The organism is Pseudomonas sp. FBF18 (assembly GCF_024261405.1).
GTDB classification, from domain to species: domain Bacteria; phylum Pseudomonadota; class Gammaproteobacteria; order Pseudomonadales; family Pseudomonadaceae; genus Aquipseudomonas; species Aquipseudomonas palmensis.
On the sequence record NZ_QKRS01000018.1, the window covers coordinates 90,655 to 107,657 of the forward strand.

The window sequence follows — 17,003 nt, forward strand, 5'->3', positions numbered from 1 at the left end:
ACCGGCCTGGGAGCAGGCAGTGAACGGGCGCGATGGCGTGAATGAACGGCGATCCTACGCAAGCTGCTGCGGTGCCTCAAGGCCGGTTGTCCGCAGGCGGGCGAGGGTGCGCCGAGGTTCCCCGGTTAGCGGGGCGCAGCGTTCATGAAGATTTTTTCATGAAGGCCGCAGCGGCCCGGTCGACAGGCTGCGCTTGCATGCGTGGCGAACTGCGAATACTGTATGGATAATCAGTATCGAGGTGGACCCCATGCAGCTCATCGCCAAGCTCGGCATCCTGGCCGATGCCGCCAAGTACGACGCCTCGTGCGCCAGCAGCGGCGCCCCCAAGCGCAGCTCGCGCGGTCGCGACGGCCTGGGCGCCACCGATGGCATGGGCATCTGCCACAGCTACACCCCCGACGGGCGCTGCGTGTCGCTGCTCAAGGTGCTGCTGACCAACTTCTGCCTGTACGACTGCCAGTACTGCGTCAACCGCCGCTCCAGCAACGTGCCGCGGGCACGCTTCACGCCTGAGGAGGTGGTGCGCCTGACTCTGGATTTCTACCGGCGCAACTGCATCAGCGGGCTGTTCCTCAGCTCGGGCATCATCCGCTCCGCCGACTACACCATGGAACAGTTGATTCGCGTGGCGCAGCTGCTGCGCGAAGAGCATAACTTTCGCGGCTACATCCACCTCAAGACCATCCCCGACGCCGACCCGCTGCTGATCGAGCAGGCCGGGCGGCTGGCCGACCGCCTCAGCGTGAACATCGAGCTGCCCACCGAAGCCAGCCTGCAGCGCCTGGCGCCGGAGAAGCAGGTGCGTACCATTCGCCAGGCCATGGGCACCATCCACCACGGCCAGCAGGCGGTGGCCGGTGAAGTCAACGCACCGCGCTTCACCCCTGCCGGGCAGAGCACCCAGATGATCGTGGGCGCCGATGCCACCGACGACCACACCATCCTGGGCAATGCCGAATCGCTGTACCAGGGCTATGGCCTGCGGCGTGTGTACTACTCGGCGTTCAGCCCGATCCCCGACAGCCCCACCAGCGTACCCCTGGCCGCGCCGCCGCTGCTGCGCGAGCACCGCCTGTACCAGGCGGACTTTCTCATGCGCGGCTATGGCTACAAGGCCGGCGAACTGCTGGGCGGCGCGGGCAACCTGGCGCTGGACATCGACCCCAAGCTGGCCTGGGCCCTGGCCAACCGCGAGGTGTTTCCGCTGGATGTGAACCGCGCCGAGCCGGCGCTGCTGGCGCGCATTCCCGGCATCGGGCTGCGCAGCGTGCAACGCCTGGTGGCGCTGCGCCGTGAACGGCGCATTCGCTATGACGACCTGATCCAGCTGCGCTGCGTGCTGGACAAGGCGCGCCCGTTCATCGTCACCAGCGACTATCGCCCGCCCCAGTCGGAAACCCGCAGCGGCCTGCTGCGCGAACGCCTGCGCGAGCCGCAGGCACCGGTGCAGATGGGGTTGTGGGGATGATCGCGCTGGACTGCGACGAGCACTTCGACACCTGGCGCGACCAGGCCCGCGTGCTGCTGGGCCACGGCATCGACCCCACCGAGGTGGTGTGGGCGCACGGCCCGGTGCACGATCTGCTGGCGGTGCCGGCGGTATTGCCGCAGGGCCCCGGGCCGTTTCGCACACGGGTGCCGGCCGCCTTGCTGGATCAACTTGAGCAGGCCGCCCGCTACCGTGGCGAGCAGCGCTGGAACCTGCTGTATGAAGTGCTGTGGCGCGTGGCCCATGGCGACCGCACCGCCATGCTGGCGGGCGACCGGCTGGGCAGCGAGCTGCAGCGGCGCATCAAGCAGGTCAGCCGCGAGGCCCATCACCTGCATGCCTTCGTGCGCTTCGTGCCATTGCCGGCGGCACTGGCCGAGCAACTGCAACTGGACCTGGTGGCCTTCCATGAACCGGCCCACGACATTCTGCAAAGCGCCAGCGGCCACTTTGCCGACCGGCTGGGCCGCCAGCGCTGGCTGATCGCCACGCCACGCGATGGCATCCGTTTCGATGGCAGCACCCTGGACTACCGACGGCACTGCCCCGAGCAATGGCGCCAGTGGGCCTGCCACGCCGACGACCCTGGCGCCGAGCTGTGGCGCACCTATTACCGGCACACCTTCAACCCGGCACGGGTCAACCCCGACGCCATGCGCCAGCACATGCCGGGGCGCTTCTGGCGTCATCTGCCCGAAGGCCCGCTGATCGCGCGGCTGGTGGGCCAGGCGCGCCAGGGCAAGCAGCGCGACGGCCAGGCGCAGGAGGTGGGGCAGCAGGGCGGCAAGCGCATCGGGCGCGGGGATTCGCCAACGCGCTGAGGGCCGCGTTTCCATGTGCCACCCTGGCTGTGTATGATCGGCGGGGGCCGATGCTGCCCGCCGCTCGCTCCCGTTGGGAAAGGTGAAAGCATTGCAGTTACCCCTGACGCGATCATTCTCTTGAACGTCGAGGCCTGGCAACGCGAGCCCCACACTGCCTCGGCACCAGGAGCACATGATGATCTCGATCGAACAGGCCAAACAGATGGCCAAGCGTCTGCGTACCGCCCTGCAGGCGCAGAACCCGCCGCTGACCCACTCCGGCGCACTGGAGCTGGTGGCGCAGCAGCTGGGCCACAAGGACTGGAACACCGCCTCGGCCCTGCTTGCCCCCGACACCTCTGCAAGCGAAGTGAGCTTCGACAAGCCTATTCCCATCCTGCGCATGTTCGACGAAGCCAAGGCGCGCGAGTTCTACCTCGACTTCCTGGGCTTCAGCGTGGAGTTCGAGCACCGCTTCGAAGCCGACCTACCGCTGTACCTGGGCATCGTACGCAATGGGCTGCAACTGCACCTGTCCGAGCACCACGGCGACGCAAGCCCTGGCTCGACGGTGTTCATCCCCATGCACAACATCGAGCAATTGCGCGACGAGCTGCTTGCCAAGCGCTACGGCTATGGCCGCCCGGACATCGTCGAGCAGGGCTGGGGCAAGGTGCTTGAGGTGTACGACCCGTTCGGCAATCGCATTCGCTTCTGCCAGGGCTGACCGGCCTTTCCCCCCAGGCTGAAGATGCGCCGTTTGTTCAAGCGGCGCAGGCTGCGGCTACACGAAACTCCAGGCTCTGACCTGCCTGGAGTTTCACGATGCGAACCCTGTACGCCCCTGTATTTTTCCTTGGATTCATCGGCTCGGCCGTGTGGCTGCTGGACGAGGGCGCAAGCCTTGGCTGGTTGCCGGTTCTGCTGTTGCTGGCGATTGGCGTGTCGATGCTGTGCGAGCGGCTGTGGCCCTATCGCGAGCGTTGGAATGTAAGCCAGGGCGATGGCACCCGGGACGTGATTCACGCGGGGGTGAACGAGGCGCTCAACGCGGCCGGCATTGCCGCCATCCCCCTGATTGCCCTGGTGCTGCCCGATACCGGCCTGTGGCCGAGCGACTGGCCGCTGGCGCTGCAGCTGTTGCTGGCGTTGCCGGTGGCAGACCTGGGCATCACCCTGGTGCATTACGCCAGCCACCGCCTGCCTTTGCTGTGGCGCCTGCACGCCGTGCATCACAGCGTGACCCGAATGTACGGCTTCAACGGGCTGATGAAGCACCCGCTGCACCAGATGCTCGAAGCGCTGGGCGGCACCTTGCCCTTGCTGCTGTGCGGGTTGCCGCTGGATGTGGCGGCCTTGCTGGCGTTCAGCATATCCATCCAGCTGCTGTTGCAGCACAGCAACGTCGACATGCGCATCGGCTGGCTGCGCCATGTGTTTGCCTGGGCGCCGGTGCACCGGCTGCATCACCTCAAGTACGGCACCACGGGGGATGTGAACTTCGCGCTGTTCTTCAGCGTTTGGGACCGCCTGCTGGGTACCGCCTTGCACCTGCCGCACTATCACCTGGCGGACGACGACCTGGGTATCGGCGACTTCCCGGACTACCCGGTGGGCTACGGCGCGCAGTTGCGCCAACCCTTTCGCCGCGACCAGCCCGAGCATCCACCTGCCGTACTGCCCGATGCCCTGAGCCGTGCGCTAGTCCAGCAGCCTTAGGCGCAGGTGGCGCAGGGTACGGTCGGCACGGATGCCGAACTGCTGGCGCACGCTGCGTGACAGGTGGGCCGAGTCGGCAAAGCCTGCGCAGGTGGCTGCCTCGGTCAGGCTGCTACCGCCCAGTGCCAGCTGCAAGGCCACGCGCAGGCGTTGCCACAACACCAGGCGGCGCACCGACAGCCCCAGTTGACCGCTGAACAGGCGCTCCAGCTGGCTGAGCGACAGCGCCGCCTCACTGGCCAGCTGCGCGGCGGGCAGGGTGTTTTCATCCAGTGCACGCACCCGTTGCAAGGCGGTGGCCAGGCGCGGATGCAAAGGGCGCCGGGGCAGGGCGCGCAAGCGTTGGTTCAGGCCCTCCAGGTCTGCGCCGGCGTCTTCGCAGAGCTGGCGCAGCACCGGCAGTTCGAAAGCCAATGGCTCGGCAAACAGCGTGATCGCCGGTTGCTCGCTGAGAATCGCATGCGGCTGGCCGGAGGCAATGAGCAGCAGCGGCCCGCACTCGACCTGGCCCTGGATCGACGCCCGCACCGGGGCAGCGCAGGCGATCAGCACCTGGTGGGCATAGTGGGCGTGGGCCTGGGTTTGCCCGACCTGCCCGGCCACCAGGCAGTAGTCGGTGGCCAGCCACAGGTCGCCTTGCCAGGGTTCGTTGGGTGCGCGGTGGATAGTGGTGCTCCTGAGTGAGGCTGAAGGCGGGCGGCGAGGTTACAACGGCAAGGGCCGGTCCTGCACCACGCGCTTCATCACCAAGGTGGAGGTGAGCCGCTGCACGTTGGGCAGCGACGACAGGCTTTCATCATAGAGCCGCTGGAAGGCCGGCAGGTCCTGGGTGATCACGTGCAGCAGGTAGTCCGGCTCGCCGAACAGGCGCTGCGCATCCACCACCTGTGGCAACGCCACCAGCGCGTTCTCGAACGCCTCGACCGCCGTGCGATCGCCCTCGCGAAGGGTGACGAAGACCATGGCGGAAAAGGTCAGGCCCAGGGCAATGGGGTCCAGTTTCGCCCGATAGCCCAGCAGCACCCCCGATTCTTCCAAGGCACGCACCCGCCGGTGGCAGGGGGAGAGGCTCAACCCCACCCGCTCGGCCAGTTCGGTGATCGAAAGGCGCCCGTCTTTTTGCAGTTCGGCAAGAATGTTCCGGTCGATGCGGTCCATCTGGAAGGATCTTCCCCTATTGGCCTATGTCGCGATTATCTTCGAAAGAAAATTCTAGCAAGATTTCATTATTGTTCCCTGCACCAATTTGCTTGTGGAGCAGGACGATGCAGCCAACCGTGGATCAACCCCTGGCGTGGGTAGCGCCATGACCCTGAATGTTTTCGTGGCGTTCTGGGCGGTGTCGATGTTGTTCATCATCACGCCGGGTGCGGACTGGGCCTATGCGATATCGGCCGGGCTGAAGGGGCGGGTGGTATTGCCCGCCGTGGCCGGGCTGTTGTCGGGGCATCTGATCGCGACACTGATCGTCGCCGCCGGGGTGGGCACGCTGGTGGCGGGGCATCCGTTTGCGCTGTTGGTGCTGACGGTGGCCGGGGCCGGGTACCTGCTATGGTTGGGCATCGGCATGCTGCGGCACCCGACTGTGCCCCAGGCGGACCAGGTGCAGGTAGCCGGTGCGTGGCAGCGCTGGGCGGTGAAGGGCCTGTGTGTGAGCGGCCTGAACCCCAAGGTGTTCCTGCTGTTTCTGGCATTGCTGCCACAGTTCACCGACGCCACGGCGCCGTGGCCGGTACCGCTGCAGATCGTGGCGCTGGGGCTGGTGCATGCGCTCAGCTGCGGGGTGATCTACCTGCTGGTGGGCTTTGGATCGCAGGCCGTGCTGGGCGCGCGGCCTGCGGCGGCGCTGTGGGTCAGCCGGGTGTCGGGGGCGGCGATGGTCATCATCGCGCTGGTGCTGCTGGGCGGGCAGCTACCCAGGTAGGCAGAATGTACGCGGCAATCGAACAGGGGGAGTGCCATGAAGAGCTTGAGAGCACGGGCCGTACAGGGCCTGGAGGTGGGGGCGCAACTGAGCGTGACCCGGTGCTTCACCGATGAGGACATCCGCTGCTTTGCGCAGCTTTCGCGGGACTACAACCCCGTGCACTACGATGCCGCCTCGGCCGAACTGCGCAGGTTCAGGTCGATCATTTCCCATGGCCTGCTGACGGCCAGCCTGGTGACCGAGATCGGCGGGCAGATCGGCTGGCTGGCGACCAGCATGAGCTTCGAGTTCAAGCGGCCGGTGTATGCCGGCGATGCAATCACCTGCCACTGGCTGATCGTGGACAAGGACGAGCGCGGGCATGCGCGGGCGCAGTTGAGCATCGTCAACGCGCAGGGCGAAACCGTGCTGGAAGGCATGACCACCGGGGTGTTGCCGAACGCAGCGGCGCGTGAACGCATGGCGCAGCTGTTGGCCGAGGGCGACCCCGGCAACCTGGCTGCGGCAGGTGCCTAGGGCGCCGGCACGCGGGAGGGTTCAATTGCGAAAGTACAGCTCGTCCAGCTGGCGTCGACGAATCGCCACGTACTGCTCCCACACCTTGGGGAACTCCGCTTCGCGGATGAACGGGAAGGTGAGGTATACGAATCGCCCCTTCACTTGAATGTACTGGCGTGCACGCTGGAAGGCCGGCTGCTCGGTCAATGCGATGCTCTCGTCGTAGCCGTCGTGGTAGTGACGAATATCCACCCGGTGCGGGGCAAGCATGCCGCGGGCAAAGTCGATCACCCAGCCGGTGCCCACCGAGGTGCTCAGGTAACCGTAGACGCCGTCCTCCGACAGCTGCAGGCACGCCTTGGCCTGCGTGCCGTCGTCATCGTTCACCAGCACGATCTGGTCGTTGAAGTACTGGATGGATTGCCCCTGCGGCCCGTGCAGCACCAGGTTCCAGCCTTCGGCATCCATGCGGAACTCGCCCTGGTTGGCAAACTCGGCGATCCATCCGTTTGACAGCTCGATTCTGTGGTTGGTCATGGGGGTGGGGGTCCTGAGGGATAGGGCAGGCAGTTGCTTCAGCTGTGCTCGATCAGCATGACAGCAACGGTATCGGGCTCCAAGGCTTCGAACACATGGGGCTGGTTGGCCGGGTAGCGCAGGTAGTCGCCGGCATGCAACAGCACCGGTGCACTGGCCGGGCCTGCGCTGGCGGCCCCCTGGCACACGAATACATGCTCGAAAGTGCCCGCCGGGTGCGCCTGGGAATGGTGCGGCTGCCCGGGCTGGGCATGCACGCGGTACAGGTCCCGGCGTATGCCGGGCGGGCAGTCGGCGAGCAGGGTCGCCGCGTAGTCGGCGTCGTCGGCCTTGAGCGCCGCACCTTCGCCTGCGCGAATCACCGTGACCGTCTGCGCCGGCTGCTCGAAGAACCGCGTGACCTGAATGCCCAGTGCCGTGGCCAGCGCCCACAGGGTCTCGATGCTGGGGTTGCCAAGGCCGGACTCCAGCTGCGACAGCGTGGATTTGGCCACGCCGGCGCGGCGCGCCAGATCGCTGACGGACATCCCCGACTGCAAGCGCTCGCGCCTGATGGCCTGGGCCAGAATCATGATCGGCGCATCGTTCGATATAATGGTCATTTGTTCGTTATGAGTTGACTGGGAGAGAGGGCGGCGGACATTATGGCACCCACTTGTTCGTTTTGATGGATTTTGTTCGATGACACAGCCTTCTGTTTTTGCCTCGACGGGACACCGCGCGCCATGAATGCACGTTCACGCGGCACCCTCGAAATGGTTACCGCCATGTGCATTTCTGGCACTGTCGGCTGGTTCGTGGTGCAGTCGGGCCAGTCGCCTTCGTCGATGGTGTTCTGGCGCTGCCTGTTCGGCGCCGCCGTGATGGTCCTGGCGTGCTGGGCGCTGGGGGTGTTTGGCACGCTGCGCCCGACCCGCGCGCAGTGGGGGTGGATGCTGCTGGGTGGCGTTGCGTTGGCCTGCAACTGGCTGCTGCTGTTCAGCGCCTACAGCCAGGCCTCCATCGCGGTGGCCACGGTGGTCTACCACACGCAACCCTTCATGCTGGTGGGGCTGGGCGTGCTGCTGTTCGGCGAGCGGATTTCGGCCAGTGGTGCCGGCTGGTTGGGCCTGGCGTTTGTCGGCATGCTGCTGATTGTAACGGCCAAGACGGGGGCGGCCGGGGAAAACTACCTGATGGGTGTGATGCTCGCGCTGGCGTCGGCCTTGCTGTACGCGATTGCGGCGATCATCGCCAAGCGCCTGCAGGGCGTGCCGCCGCACCTGATCGTGCTGGTGCAGCTGCTGGTGGGCGCGGCCATGCTCTGGCCCTGGGCGCAGGTGCCGGACATGACCGCGCAGCCCCAGGCCTGGGCCTACCTGCTGACCATTGGCGCGGTGCATACCGGGCTGATGTCGACCCTGCTGTACGGCGCCATCCAGAAACTGCCCACGGCGCTGATCGGCGCCCTGTCGTTTCTGTACCCGGCGGTGGCCATCCTGGTCGACTGGCTGGCCTTCGATCACCCCCTCAGCGCGCTGCAGGCAGCCGGGGCGCTGGCCATATTGCTGGCGGCGGCCGGCATGAACCTGGGCTGGCGCCTGGGCCCAAAGCCGGCCCTGAATACCTGAGTTAGACCACCGCGTGCCCTGGGCCGCACTGGTCGAGCGTGGCCAGGTAAACACTGGGCGGGGCGCCCAATTGGCGGTGGAACATGCTGGAAAAGGCGCTGGGGCTGTCGTAGCCCAGCTCCAGCGCGACCCGTGTGACCGAGGCGCCGGCCGCCAGGCGGGTGACGGCAGCCATCAGGCAGGCCTGCTGGCGCCAGGTGCCGAATGAAAGCCCGGTTTGCTGGCGGAACAGGCGGCTGAAGGTTCTTGCACTGCAATGCAGGGCACTTGCCCAGGACTCGGCGCTGGTGTCGATGCGGGGTTGGCGCAGGAAGTTGCGACATAGTTCGGCCAGCCGCGGGTCGTTTGGCAAGGGTGCGAACAGCGCCAGGCTCGGCGCGCTGCGCAGCTCGTGCAGTACCAACTGAATCAGGTGCCCGTCGCGACCGTGTGTTTCATACAGTGCGGGTACGTGCGCCGTGGCCAGCAACAGGTGGTGGAGCAGGGGCGAGACCACCAGGGCCTGGCACTGCGAGGTATCACGCACCGGCTGCGCCGGCTCTATGTACAGGCTGCGGGTGCTCACCCCGCGCATCAGCACCTGGTGCGGCTTGCCGGCGGGTATCCACACCCCGCTACCGGGCGGAATCACCCAGCTGCCGTCCTGGGTTTGGACCTCCATCAGGCCACTCATGCCATACAGAAACTGTGCGCGCCGATGCACATGGGTGGGCAGCAGTGTGTCGGGCGGGTAGTCGGTACCGATGGCGAGCACCGGGCGGGCGACGGCGTCGACGCTGGCGAGCGGAACATTGAGCATGTGAAGCACCTTGGCCGGAACGCGAGGATTATTGACCAATTCGCGAGGGCTGGCCACATGTCTGGCCGTTAACGTGTGGCTCCCCCCTTGTGTTGGAAGCGATGCATGTTCTGGTTTCTGCTGTGTGCGTTCGGTGTGGTAGCCGGCGTGACGACTGTGCTGTTCGGCTTTGGTGGCGGCTTTGTGGCGGTGCCGCTGCTGTTCACCCTTATCAGTGTGAGCCATGCGCCGGGGTCGGCCATCGGCGAGGCCGCGATGCATATCGCCGTGGCCACCTCCACGGCGGCGATGATCTTCGGCGCAGGCCTTTCGACCTTGCGCCATGCCCGTGCGCGCACCTTGCAGTGGCCTGTGGTGCGGCCGTTGCTGGGTTACGTTGCGCTGGGTGCAGTGCTGGGCGCATGGGCCGCCACGCAGGTGCAAGGGGCGTGGATACGCTGGCTGTTCATCGGCTACCTTGGCCTGACCATTCTTGATGCCGTGTTGCGCCCGGGGTTTACCGTGAGCACAAGCGATGGCATGCGCCCGCTGGGCCGTCGAGCCAGCGCCGTGATCGGTGTCGGCATGGGCGCCGTGGCCGCATTCCTGGGTGTAGGCGGCAGCGTGATGAGCGTGCCGCTGATGCGCAGGCGTGGGGCGAGCATGGCCGTGGCGACGGCGTCGGCCAACCCGCTGTCGCTGCCGATGGCGATTGCCGGTACTGCCGCCTACGCCGTGCTTGCGTGGCGCACCGAAGTGCTGGGGCCCTGGTTTGCCGGCTTTATCGATGTGCGTGCCCTGGCCGTGCTGGTGCTGGGCTCGTGGTGCGGCATTCGCCTGGCCGCGCCGTGGATCGGGCGCATGCCCGACGCGCTGCATGTGAAGTGCTACCTGGCCCTGCTGGGGGTGGTGCTGGTGGTGATGGTGGTTGCCTGACTAGCCCAGCCAGACGCTCAGCAACACCGCAGCCAGCGCGACCAGTGCGGTGTTGAGGCACACCAGCGCAAAGCCGAAGCGCACCAGTTCGCCTTCTTCACTGGTGCTGGTTCTGGCCAGGCCCAGGATCAGCATCACGATCGACAGCGAGCCCAGCGCCGCATGCCCCGCCGCGCTGTTCTGCACCGCCGCGAGCAACAGGCGGCCGTGTTCGGGCAGCATGGCGATGGCGGGCATGAAGATCGCATTGCCGCCCACGTTCGAGCCGGTCATGTAGCCGGACAACCCGCCCAGCAGGGCGACCAGCAACGAGGCGGCGGCCGGTGCCAGGCCGGTCAGCAGCTGCATCAGGCCCGCCAGAAAGCCGGCCTTGACCATCAACTGCGACATGGCGAGAAAAAAGAAGATCGTCAGCAGGGGCCGCTTTGCCCGGGCCAGCAGTGCGGTGCCGATGCGGGTGCCCGGCACCGGCAGGGACGGTGCGCTTCGCGCGTGAAACCCCAGGCCCACCAGCACCAGGATCAGTGCCACGCCCGGCGAGGCAAGCGGCTTCCAGGTGACCTGGGCGCCCTGGACGACCCACAGGTTCTGCCAGCCGGTGATGGCCCACAGCGCCTTGAGTGCGACGATGCTGGTGATCAGCACCAGGTAAGGCCACGCCTGGCGCGGCCATTGTCGCGCCCCGCGTGTGCCGCCGTGGTTGCGCAGGCGCCGCAGCCCGTTGGCCAGTACGGCGGCTGCGCTCACCAGGCCCGCCGCCACGCCGGCTACCTCCGGCCCCAACCCGCGGCTGCTGCTGTAGAGCACCCCCACGAATACCAGCCAGCCAGCGCCCAGCAACGTCCATTCGCGCAAGGTGCGAACCTCGGCCAGGTACAGCGCCATCGCCCCGAGCGCGAGAAACACCGGTGCGCTGGTCAGCGCCGAAGTGGCTGCCAGCGCCGCAGCGTCCAGATGGGCCAGGGAAGCGCCGATCACCGATGCCAGGCCCAGCGTGCCCCACGGCATGATCGCCATGCCGGCCAACGCGATACGCAGCGCCACCCGGCGGTCGAACAGGCTGAGCAGCAGCGGCACGGTGGCGATCAACGACACGCCAAAGCCGGTCATGGCTTCGAGCAACGGGGCCAGCCCGAGCACGATGAACACCACCTGGTCGCCGCGCCCGAGCCCGAGCGAGCGTACCCACTGGCTGAATGCCAGGTTCACGCCCAGGCGCTCGATGAAGATCACGAAGGCCAGCCCCGGTACGATCACGAACGCGGTGCTGGCAAACAGCACTGCAGTGTCCTGGGCGGCCGCCACCAGGCTGCCCAGGCGCCACGTATCGGCAGCACCGACCAGCCACAGCACCATTACCAGTAGCGTACCGGCGATGGCGGCGTGCACGGGTGGGCGGCGCAGCACCACCAGCATCGCCGTGACCAGCAGCACGGGCGACAGATGAAACAGTGCGAGCATGCGAGCAATATCCTGTGTGAGTCCCGACCAGGGCTGCGGCTGCAGGCTGGGGCTCGATAATATTTCTCGCTGTCAGATAAAGGGGCGCGGATTTCTGGTAGTTTTCGAGAAAATTTCTCGCAGGGTTTCCATGGCCATTCACGATGTAGCGGCTGAGCCGCTGGACAAGTTCGACCGCGCCATTCTTGACCTGGTGCAGCGCGACAACACCGTGCCGCTGCGGTTGGTGGCCGAGCAGGTCAACCTGTCCACGGCGGCGGTGCAGCGGCGCATCAAGCGCATGGAGGAGCGGGGCGTCATCACCGCCAATGTCGCCGTCGTCGACCCTACTGCGGTGGGTCGGCCGATCACCATCATCGTGGAGGTGATGGCCGAGCGCACCAGCCTCGATGCGCTGGAGGCCATGAAGGCGCACTTTGCGGTGCCTGAAGTGCAGCAGTGCTACTACGTCACTGGCGAGGTGGATTTCGTGCTGGTGCTGACCGTGGCCAGCATGCAGGAGTACCAGGCGTTGGCGCGGCGGTTGTTTGCCGAGAACGCCAATGTCACCTGGTTCAAGACCATTGTGGCGCTGGACCGGGTGAAGGTCGGGTTGCAGGTGCCCAGCCTGTAGGAGCGGGCCTTGCCCCGCGATCTGGCGCGCAGCGCCAGCAGAACCTGCGATGCGACACCGCACACTTTCCAAGGTAACGATGTTGGTGCAGCATAGGCCCGCGTCGACAAAGGGACATGAGACTCGAATGAAGCTGATCGCTGCGCAAATCTCGGCCACCCCGGGGGATGTCGAAAAGAACCTCGCCCAACACATCGACGCTATCCACGCCGCCGCAAGCCAGGGAGCCGATGTGGTGGTCTTCCCCGAACTTTCGCTGACCGGCTACGAACCCGAACTGGCCGGTGGCCTGGCGATGGCGCCCACCGACAGCCGCCTCGATGCGTTCCAGGCCTTGAGCGATCGCTACACCCTGCTCATCGCCGTGGGTGCGCCAACCCAGGGGAGGGAGGGCACCCAGATCAGCATGATCGCCTTCCAGCCAGGGCTGCCACGTGCGGTGTATTCCAAGCAGCTTCTGCACGCCGACGAACTGCCATTCTTCACGCCTGGTACCCAGCAGCAGGTGTTCCGCCAGGGCGGGCATGTTCTGGTGCCCGCGATCTGCTACGAATCCTTGCAACCCGCCCATGCAGACCAGGCCGCCGCGGCAGGTGCCCAGGTGTACCTGGCCAGCGTGGCCAAGTCGCAGAAGGGCGTGGACCTGGCCTGCAACCATTACCCGGCAATGGCCCGCAAGCATGGCATGACCGTGATCATGGCCAACTGCGTAGGCCCCGCCGACAACTTCATCGGTGCAGGCCAGTCCGCGGTCTGGAACCCGAATGGCGAGCGCGTTTGCACTGCCGACGCCACCCGGCAAGCCCTGGTCGCATATGACACACGCACGGGAGAAGCGGGCACTGTCAGCCTGGCTTGAATCACCATCGCCACCCCAATTCGTCGACCTTCGGAAGCACTCATGCCCGCCTTGATTCCCCTTGACCCCGCAACACTCCCGGACATCGCCACGCTGCGCCAGCGCGCCAAGGCCCTGGCCATGCTCGATGCCATCGTCTCCCCCGAATGGGAATACCGCTACTTCAGCTACAACGCGAGCTGGTTCGACGGCGAGGAAATGGCGTCGATGCGCAATGGCTCGGGCGATGAATGGTTTGTGCACTTCGGGTCGTTCGGCGCGGCCATCAAGGGGATTGCGCATGAATCCCCGTTAGCCGGCGACAGCCGTCTCGTCGAGGCCGTACAGCAACAAGTGCCGCCGGCCTTTGCCGCCTTTCTTAACGAAGCGGCCTTCAGCATGGACTGGCTGAGCTACTGCTACTGGAGAAGCCCTGACGACGCGGCCTGGCAGAAGGTGGCAGCGCCGAACGTCACAACGGACCACCTCGACGATGGCTCGGTGGAGTTTCTGGCGCTGCTGATCGAACCGGCCAGTGGCTACGTGGAGTTTGCCCAGTGGTACTACGAGCAGGCCGTGCCATTGGCGGCGGTGCAGCAACTCTACGACCACACCCCGTTGACCACCGACCTGGTGGCCGCGCTCAACCCGGACCTGGACTTTGCCGAGGCGGTGGCCTCGGCTGTCGAAACGGGCTACCCCTGCGCCGGATAAGTGCTACCACCCCTGGGCCAGCGGCGCTGGCCCTTGCAAGGTGGGGAACAGCGGCAACACTTCTTCGGCCAATTCCTGAATGACCTCGCCAACCGGCCGCCGGGCCATCTGAATGCCCAGCGCCGCATGATTGACGCCCGCTGCCTTCCATTCGCCAAGCAACGCGATCAGCCCGTTGCGCCCGGTCTTGAGCACATACCCACCTTGCAACGGCGTGCGCGGGAAGTCGGGGTCTTCGTCCAGGTCGATCCACTCGTTGGTCATGTGCGGGCGAAACCCGCCGTTGGGGATCTGCGAGCGCCACGCCCGAACCTTTTCTGCCAGGCGAAGCGGGCCCTGCGCCGTGTGGGTGGCGTCCGGGTAGGTCAGCCAGCCATCGGCCTGCTCACCCAGCCACTGCAGGGATTGACGCGACGACCCCGTCACGATCAGCGGAATGCGCCCGGTGACCGGTTGTGGCAGTAGCTGCGTGCCGTTCGTCTGGCCCAGCGGCGAGCGATGGTCGCAGGGCCCTGCGCCAGCAATTGCCGAAAGTAGTCCACGCTGTGGGCAAAGCGCTCACCGCGCTGGTCATGGGCCAGGCCGTACGCCGGGAACTCCACGGCCCTGTCCCCCGACGCGATGCCCATCACCAACCGGCCGCCCGACAGGCGATCGAGGCTGGCGGCAGACTTGGCCAGGTCGATGGGGTGGCGCAAGGTGAAGATGGCGCTGCCGGTGACCAGCGCGATGTGCCGGGTATGGGCGGCCAGGTAGCCCAGGTACACGAAGGGGTCGAACACCTGGCCGGCATCGCCGAAGGCCGGGTCGAACAAGGGCACGTCGCGCACCCATACGGCAGCAAAGCCCAGGCGCTCGATCTCGCTCACACGCTGCGCCTGGGCGTGAAGCACCGCCATGTCGCCCTGGTAGAAGCGCAGTGGCAGAAAGATGCCCAGTGTCAGGTGATCGGCGGCGAACATGCGCCGGTAGCCGGGATGGTGGGCGAAGGCTTCGGCGTTCGCGCCGCAGGTGACGGCGGGTGCAGTGGGGTGGGTCATGGTGTTCATGCCTGTTCCTTGGTGTCGGGGTTCATGGGCCGGTGGCAGGGGCGGGCAGGCGAATGCCGCGTTGCACCGCAGGGCGCTGCTCTACCTGCGCGTACCATTGGCTCAACCAGGGCTGCTGGCTGAAGTCGAAGCCCACCAGCTGCGCGATATGCAGCCAGGCGAAGGTGGCGATGTCTGCAATCGAATAGGTGGCGCCACCCAGCCACGGCTGGTTTGCCAGGTGCTGATCGAGGGTGACGAAGGTGGCTTCGGTGAGGGTCCTGTAGCGCTGGATGGCGGCAGGGTTGGGCACGCTGTCGAAGCATTCGAAGTGCACGCGCTGGCCCAGCAACGGCCCCATGCTGGCGCTGTGAAACATCAGCCAGGTGATGCATGCCCAGCGCTCGGGGGCGTCGTGGCCAAGCAACTGGCCGCTCTTGTCCGCCAGGTACAGCAGGATGGCGGCGGACTCGAACAGGGTGATGCCGGTGGCGCGGTCGATCAGCACCGGAATGCGACCGTGCGGGTTGAGCGCAAGAAACTCGGGCCGCTGGTGCTCGCCCTCATCGATGCGCACATGGCGCAGGCTGTAGGGCAGGCCCATTTCTTCCAGGGCGATGGTGATCTTGAAGCCGTTTGGGGAACTGTCGGTGTAGAGAATCAGGTCAGGATCGGACACAGGGCACATACCTCAGGCAGACTAATGCTCGTTGCGTGGTGTGGGTGCCATGCTAGTGAGTGATTGCCTGGGACTAAAACGATTAGTCCTGCGCTTTGACTTTAGATTTTCTAAACCAAGGAATACGCCATGGGCGCCGTTCTACCCTTGCTGGCGCTGCGCGCCTTTACCGAAGCTGCACGGCTGGGCAGCCTCAAGGCGGCGGCCGAGCACATGGGCGTCACCCCCGGCGCCATCAGCCAGCAGATCCGCCAGCTGGAAGACCGTCTGGGCGTCACGCTGCTGCTACGGGGGCGGCATGGGGTGCAGCTCAGCGATGCCGGCGCACGTCTTTTCCCCGGGTTGTCGCGGGGCTTTGGGCAGATCGAGAACGCGCTGCTCGAACTTGAGTCGTTCACCCACGAGCAAACGATTACCATCAGCACCGTGCCGTCGTTCGCGTCCACCTGGCTGGTGCCGCGCCTGGGTGACTTCAGTGCCCGGCATCCTGACATCGAAGTGCGGGTGGAGGCGTCGGCAAGGCTGGTGGACTTTCAGCGCGAGCGCATCGACATTGCGCTGCGCCATGGCCTGGGCCAGTACCCGGGGCTGGAGTCGATCCCGCTGATGGCGCCGGTGCTGCTACCGGTGGCCAGCCCTCGGCTGCTGGCCGAGGGGCCGCCGATCAACAGCCCGCAGGATTGCCTGAACTACCCGTTGCTGCACGACACCGAGCGAGCGGATTGGCCGCTGTGGCTGCAGGCGCATGGTGTGGAGGCTGACAGCCGTAGCCAGCGCGGTGCCAGTTACGATGAAGACCTGTTGCTGCTGCGCGCGGCGGCGAGCGGGCAGGGCATCGCCCTGGTGCAGGACAACCATGCCCAGGAAGATCTGCACAACGGCAGGCTGGTGGTGGCGCTGGACAGGCCGTGGCCGTCGCGATTTGCGTACTACCTGGTAACGCGCAAAGAGGCCTTGAAGCGGGCGCAGGTGCAGGCGTTCATCGAGTGGATAACGCAGCAGGCGGGCGCTGCGTGACAGGTGTGGCTCAGCCTTCGGCGGCGGGGGTCGGGGTTTCGGCGGCTTCTGCAGCCAGCTTCAGTCGGTCGGCCTTGCAGATGTATTTGGGTTTGCTTTTGGGGGCCAGCTTGGCGCTGGCCTTCTTGGCGTTGGCCTTGAGTATCTGTTTGATCTTCTTTTGGCGGTTCATGGTTCTGCTGGGCCTGTAGATGCTTGAAAGCGGTGCGATGGCGGGGAGGTTGCAGGTGTTCTGCAGAGCCTTGCCGGTATTGCCGGTGGGGCGAGTTTACTAAAGGTTGCGCTGCAAGCGTGAGCGTTGTGCGTGGGGGGCTTTGAGGGCGCGTTCGCAGGTTTTGCTGGCGCTGCGCGGC

At 66.1% G+C, this 17,003-nt stretch carries 20 protein-coding genes and 1 pseudogene; 12 read left to right on the top strand and 9 right to left on the bottom strand.

Annotation, left to right across the window (positions count from 1 at the left end):
• Positions 1 to 250: 250 nt before the first annotated feature.
• The 4 genes from DN387_RS22410 to DN387_RS22425 all read left to right on the top strand — a co-directional run bounded on the left by DN387_RS22410 (position 251) and on the right by DN387_RS22425 (position 4,014).
• Complete coding sequence (locus DN387_RS22410; protein ID WP_054915341.1) at positions 251 to 1,471, top strand: putative DNA modification/repair radical SAM protein; 1,221 nt, start codon at positions 251 to 253, stop codon at positions 1,469 to 1,471.
• A complete protein-coding gene (locus DN387_RS22415) occupies positions 1,468 to 2,313 on the top strand; it encodes a TIGR03915 family putative DNA repair protein (protein WP_054915340.1) in 846 nt (281 codons plus the stop codon). Before DN387_RS22410 ends, DN387_RS22415 begins: the two co-directional genes overlap by 4 nt.
• A 178-nt stretch (positions 2,314 to 2,491) precedes the next feature.
• Complete coding sequence (locus tag DN387_RS22420) at positions 2,492 to 3,022, top strand: glyoxalase superfamily protein (RefSeq protein WP_054915339.1); 531 nt, start codon at positions 2,492 to 2,494, stop codon at positions 3,020 to 3,022.
• A 98-nt stretch (positions 3,023 to 3,120) separates the two neighbouring features.
• On the top strand, positions 3,121 to 4,014 hold the full coding sequence (locus tag DN387_RS22425; protein ID WP_054915338.1) for a sterol desaturase family protein: 894 nt from the start codon (positions 3,121 to 3,123) through the stop codon (positions 4,012 to 4,014).
• On the opposite strand, the gene DN387_RS22430 is transcribed toward DN387_RS22425, so the two are convergent.
• Positions 3,997 to 4,617, bottom strand: a complete 621-nt coding sequence (locus DN387_RS22430) for an AraC family transcriptional regulator (RefSeq protein WP_236171939.1) — start codon at positions 4,615 to 4,617, stop codon at positions 3,997 to 3,999. The genes DN387_RS22425 and DN387_RS22430 overlap by 18 nt on opposite strands.
• A 102-nt stretch (positions 4,618 to 4,719) precedes the next feature.
• Positions 4,720 to 5,172 carry an Lrp/AsnC family transcriptional regulator gene (locus DN387_RS22435; protein WP_043860530.1) on the bottom strand — a complete coding sequence of 151 codons (453 nt, stop codon included), beginning with the start codon at positions 5,170 to 5,172 and terminating at the stop codon, positions 4,720 to 4,722.
• Positions 5,173 to 5,320: 148 nt separating this feature from the next.
• Here DN387_RS22435 and DN387_RS22440 point away from each other — a divergent pair, with 148 nt between their 5' ends.
• Together DN387_RS22440 and DN387_RS22445 are read left to right on the top strand one after the other, a co-directional pair.
• Positions 5,321 to 5,938, top strand: coding sequence for a LysE family translocator (locus DN387_RS22440; RefSeq protein ID WP_054915336.1), 618 nt, complete (start codon positions 5,321 to 5,323; stop codon positions 5,936 to 5,938).
• A 36-nt stretch (positions 5,939 to 5,974) separates the two neighbouring features.
• Complete coding sequence (locus tag DN387_RS22445; protein WP_054915335.1) at positions 5,975 to 6,457, top strand: MaoC family dehydratase; 483 nt, start codon at positions 5,975 to 5,977, stop codon at positions 6,455 to 6,457.
• Between the two features lie 21 nt (positions 6,458 to 6,478).
• Here the strand turns inward: DN387_RS22445 and DN387_RS22450 are convergent, their stop codons facing one another.
• Entirely contained in the window at positions 6,479 to 6,976 is a 498-nt protein-coding gene (locus DN387_RS22450) for a hypothetical protein (protein ID WP_043860528.1), read from the bottom strand.
• 38 nt (positions 6,977 to 7,014) lie between these two features.
• Complete coding sequence (locus DN387_RS22455) at positions 7,015 to 7,578, bottom strand: helix-turn-helix domain-containing protein (RefSeq protein ID WP_054915334.1); 564 nt, start codon at positions 7,576 to 7,578, stop codon at positions 7,015 to 7,017.
• A 123-nt stretch (positions 7,579 to 7,701) separates the two neighbouring features.
• Here DN387_RS22455 and DN387_RS22460 point away from each other — a divergent pair, with 123 nt between their 5' ends.
• Positions 7,702 to 8,586, top strand: a complete 885-nt coding sequence (locus DN387_RS22460) for a DMT family transporter (RefSeq protein ID WP_054915333.1) — start codon at positions 7,702 to 7,704, stop codon at positions 8,584 to 8,586.
• Position 8,587: 1 nt separating this feature from the next.
• Here DN387_RS22460 and DN387_RS22465 read toward each other — a convergent pair whose 3' ends face one another.
• Positions 8,588 to 9,385 carry a helix-turn-helix domain-containing protein gene (locus tag DN387_RS22465; protein ID WP_054915332.1) on the bottom strand — a complete coding sequence of 266 codons (798 nt, stop codon included), beginning with the start codon at positions 9,383 to 9,385 and terminating at the stop codon, positions 8,588 to 8,590.
• 105 nt (positions 9,386 to 9,490) lie between these two features.
• Between DN387_RS22465 and DN387_RS22470 the strand changes: the two genes are divergently transcribed.
• On the top strand, positions 9,491 to 10,300 hold the full coding sequence (locus DN387_RS22470) for a sulfite exporter TauE/SafE family protein (protein ID WP_054915331.1): 810 nt from the start codon (positions 9,491 to 9,493) through the stop codon (positions 10,298 to 10,300).
• On the opposite strand, the gene DN387_RS22475 is transcribed toward DN387_RS22470, so the two are convergent.
• Positions 10,301 to 11,761: a hypothetical protein gene (locus DN387_RS22475; protein ID WP_054915330.1), complete on the bottom strand. Its 1,461-nt coding sequence runs from the start codon at positions 11,759 to 11,761 to the stop codon at positions 10,301 to 10,303.
• Between the two features lie 130 nt (positions 11,762 to 11,891).
• Between DN387_RS22475 and DN387_RS22480 the strand changes: the two genes are divergently transcribed.
• The 3 genes from DN387_RS22480 (at position 11,892) to DN387_RS22490 (ending at position 13,926) form a co-directional block, all read left to right on the top strand.
• Positions 11,892 to 12,374 carry an Lrp/AsnC family transcriptional regulator gene (locus DN387_RS22480; RefSeq protein WP_043860522.1) on the top strand — a complete coding sequence of 161 codons (483 nt, stop codon included), beginning with the start codon at positions 11,892 to 11,894 and terminating at the stop codon, positions 12,372 to 12,374.
• A 127-nt stretch (positions 12,375 to 12,501) separates the two neighbouring features.
• The gene (locus tag DN387_RS22485; protein WP_054915329.1) at positions 12,502 to 13,233 is read left to right on the top strand and encodes a carbon-nitrogen hydrolase family protein; all 732 of its coding nucleotides are present in this window, start codon (positions 12,502 to 12,504) and stop codon (positions 13,231 to 13,233) included.
• Between the two features lie 42 nt (positions 13,234 to 13,275).
• Complete coding sequence (locus DN387_RS22490) at positions 13,276 to 13,926, top strand: hypothetical protein (protein WP_054915328.1); 651 nt, start codon at positions 13,276 to 13,278, stop codon at positions 13,924 to 13,926.
• A 3-nt stretch (positions 13,927 to 13,929) separates the two neighbouring features.
• On the opposite strand, the pseudogene DN387_RS26190 reads toward DN387_RS22490, so the two are convergent.
• Both DN387_RS26190 and DN387_RS22505 read right to left on the bottom strand, forming a co-directional pair.
• A pseudogene (locus DN387_RS26190) lies at positions 13,930 to 14,966 on the bottom strand (LLM class oxidoreductase).
• Between the two features lie 31 nt (positions 14,967 to 14,997).
• Positions 14,998 to 15,633 (bottom strand): glutathione S-transferase family protein, encoded by a 636-nt coding sequence (locus tag DN387_RS22505; protein ID WP_235384162.1) that lies wholly within the window; start codon positions 15,631 to 15,633, stop codon positions 14,998 to 15,000.
• 129 nt (positions 15,634 to 15,762) lie between these two features.
• On the opposite strand from DN387_RS22505, the gene gcvA reads away from it, so the two are divergent.
• Entirely contained in the window at positions 15,763 to 16,650 is an 888-nt protein-coding gene (gene gcvA / locus DN387_RS22510) for a transcriptional regulator GcvA (protein WP_054915327.1), read from the top strand.
• A 10-nt stretch (positions 16,651 to 16,660) separates the two neighbouring features.
• On the opposite strand, the gene DN387_RS22515 is transcribed toward gcvA, so the two are convergent.
• A complete protein-coding gene (locus DN387_RS22515) occupies positions 16,661 to 16,822 on the bottom strand; it encodes a DUF2986 domain-containing protein (RefSeq protein WP_078480115.1) in 162 nt (53 codons plus the stop codon).
• Positions 16,823 to 17,003: the final 181 nt, after the last annotated feature.

Coding starts and splice junctions, on each gene's coding strand:
- DN387_RS22415 (WP_054915340.1), top strand. CDS start 1,468: ATGATCGCGCTGGACTGCGACGAGCACTTCGACACCTGGCGCGACCAG.
- DN387_RS22475 (WP_054915330.1), bottom strand. CDS start 11,761: ATGCTCGCACTGTTTCATCTGTCGCCCGTGCTGCTGGTCACGGCGATG.
- DN387_RS22435 (WP_043860530.1), bottom strand. CDS start 5,172: ATGGACCGCATCGACCGGAACATTCTTGCCGAACTGCAAAAAGACGGG.
- DN387_RS22420 (WP_054915339.1), top strand. CDS start 2,492: ATGATCTCGATCGAACAGGCCAAACAGATGGCCAAGCGTCTGCGTACC.
- DN387_RS22515 (WP_078480115.1), bottom strand. CDS start 16,822: ATGAACCGCCAAAAGAAGATCAAACAGATACTCAAGGCCAACGCCAAG.
- DN387_RS22450 (WP_043860528.1), bottom strand. CDS start 6,976: ATGACCAACCACAGAATCGAGCTGTCAAACGGATGGATCGCCGAGTTT.
- DN387_RS22425 (WP_054915338.1), top strand. CDS start 3,121: ATGCGAACCCTGTACGCCCCTGTATTTTTCCTTGGATTCATCGGCTCG.
- DN387_RS22470 (WP_054915331.1), top strand. CDS start 9,491: ATGTTCTGGTTTCTGCTGTGTGCGTTCGGTGTGGTAGCCGGCGTGACG.
- DN387_RS22485 (WP_054915329.1), top strand. CDS start 12,502: ATGAAGCTGATCGCTGCGCAAATCTCGGCCACCCCGGGGGATGTCGAA.
- DN387_RS22440 (WP_054915336.1), top strand. CDS start 5,321: ATGACCCTGAATGTTTTCGTGGCGTTCTGGGCGGTGTCGATGTTGTTC.
- DN387_RS22410 (WP_054915341.1), top strand. CDS start 251: ATGCAGCTCATCGCCAAGCTCGGCATCCTGGCCGATGCCGCCAAGTAC.
- DN387_RS22445 (WP_054915335.1), top strand. CDS start 5,975: ATGAAGAGCTTGAGAGCACGGGCCGTACAGGGCCTGGAGGTGGGGGCG.
- DN387_RS22480 (WP_043860522.1), top strand. CDS start 11,892: ATGGCCATTCACGATGTAGCGGCTGAGCCGCTGGACAAGTTCGACCGC.
- gcvA (WP_054915327.1), top strand. CDS start 15,763: ATGGGCGCCGTTCTACCCTTGCTGGCGCTGCGCGCCTTTACCGAAGCT.
- DN387_RS22455 (WP_054915334.1), bottom strand. CDS start 7,578: ATGACCATTATATCGAACGATGCGCCGATCATGATTCTGGCCCAGGCC.
- DN387_RS22460 (WP_054915333.1), top strand. CDS start 7,702: ATGAATGCACGTTCACGCGGCACCCTCGAAATGGTTACCGCCATGTGC.
- DN387_RS22465 (WP_054915332.1), bottom strand. CDS start 9,385: ATGCTCAATGTTCCGCTCGCCAGCGTCGACGCCGTCGCCCGCCCGGTG.
- DN387_RS22490 (WP_054915328.1), top strand. CDS start 13,276: ATGCCCGCCTTGATTCCCCTTGACCCCGCAACACTCCCGGACATCGCC.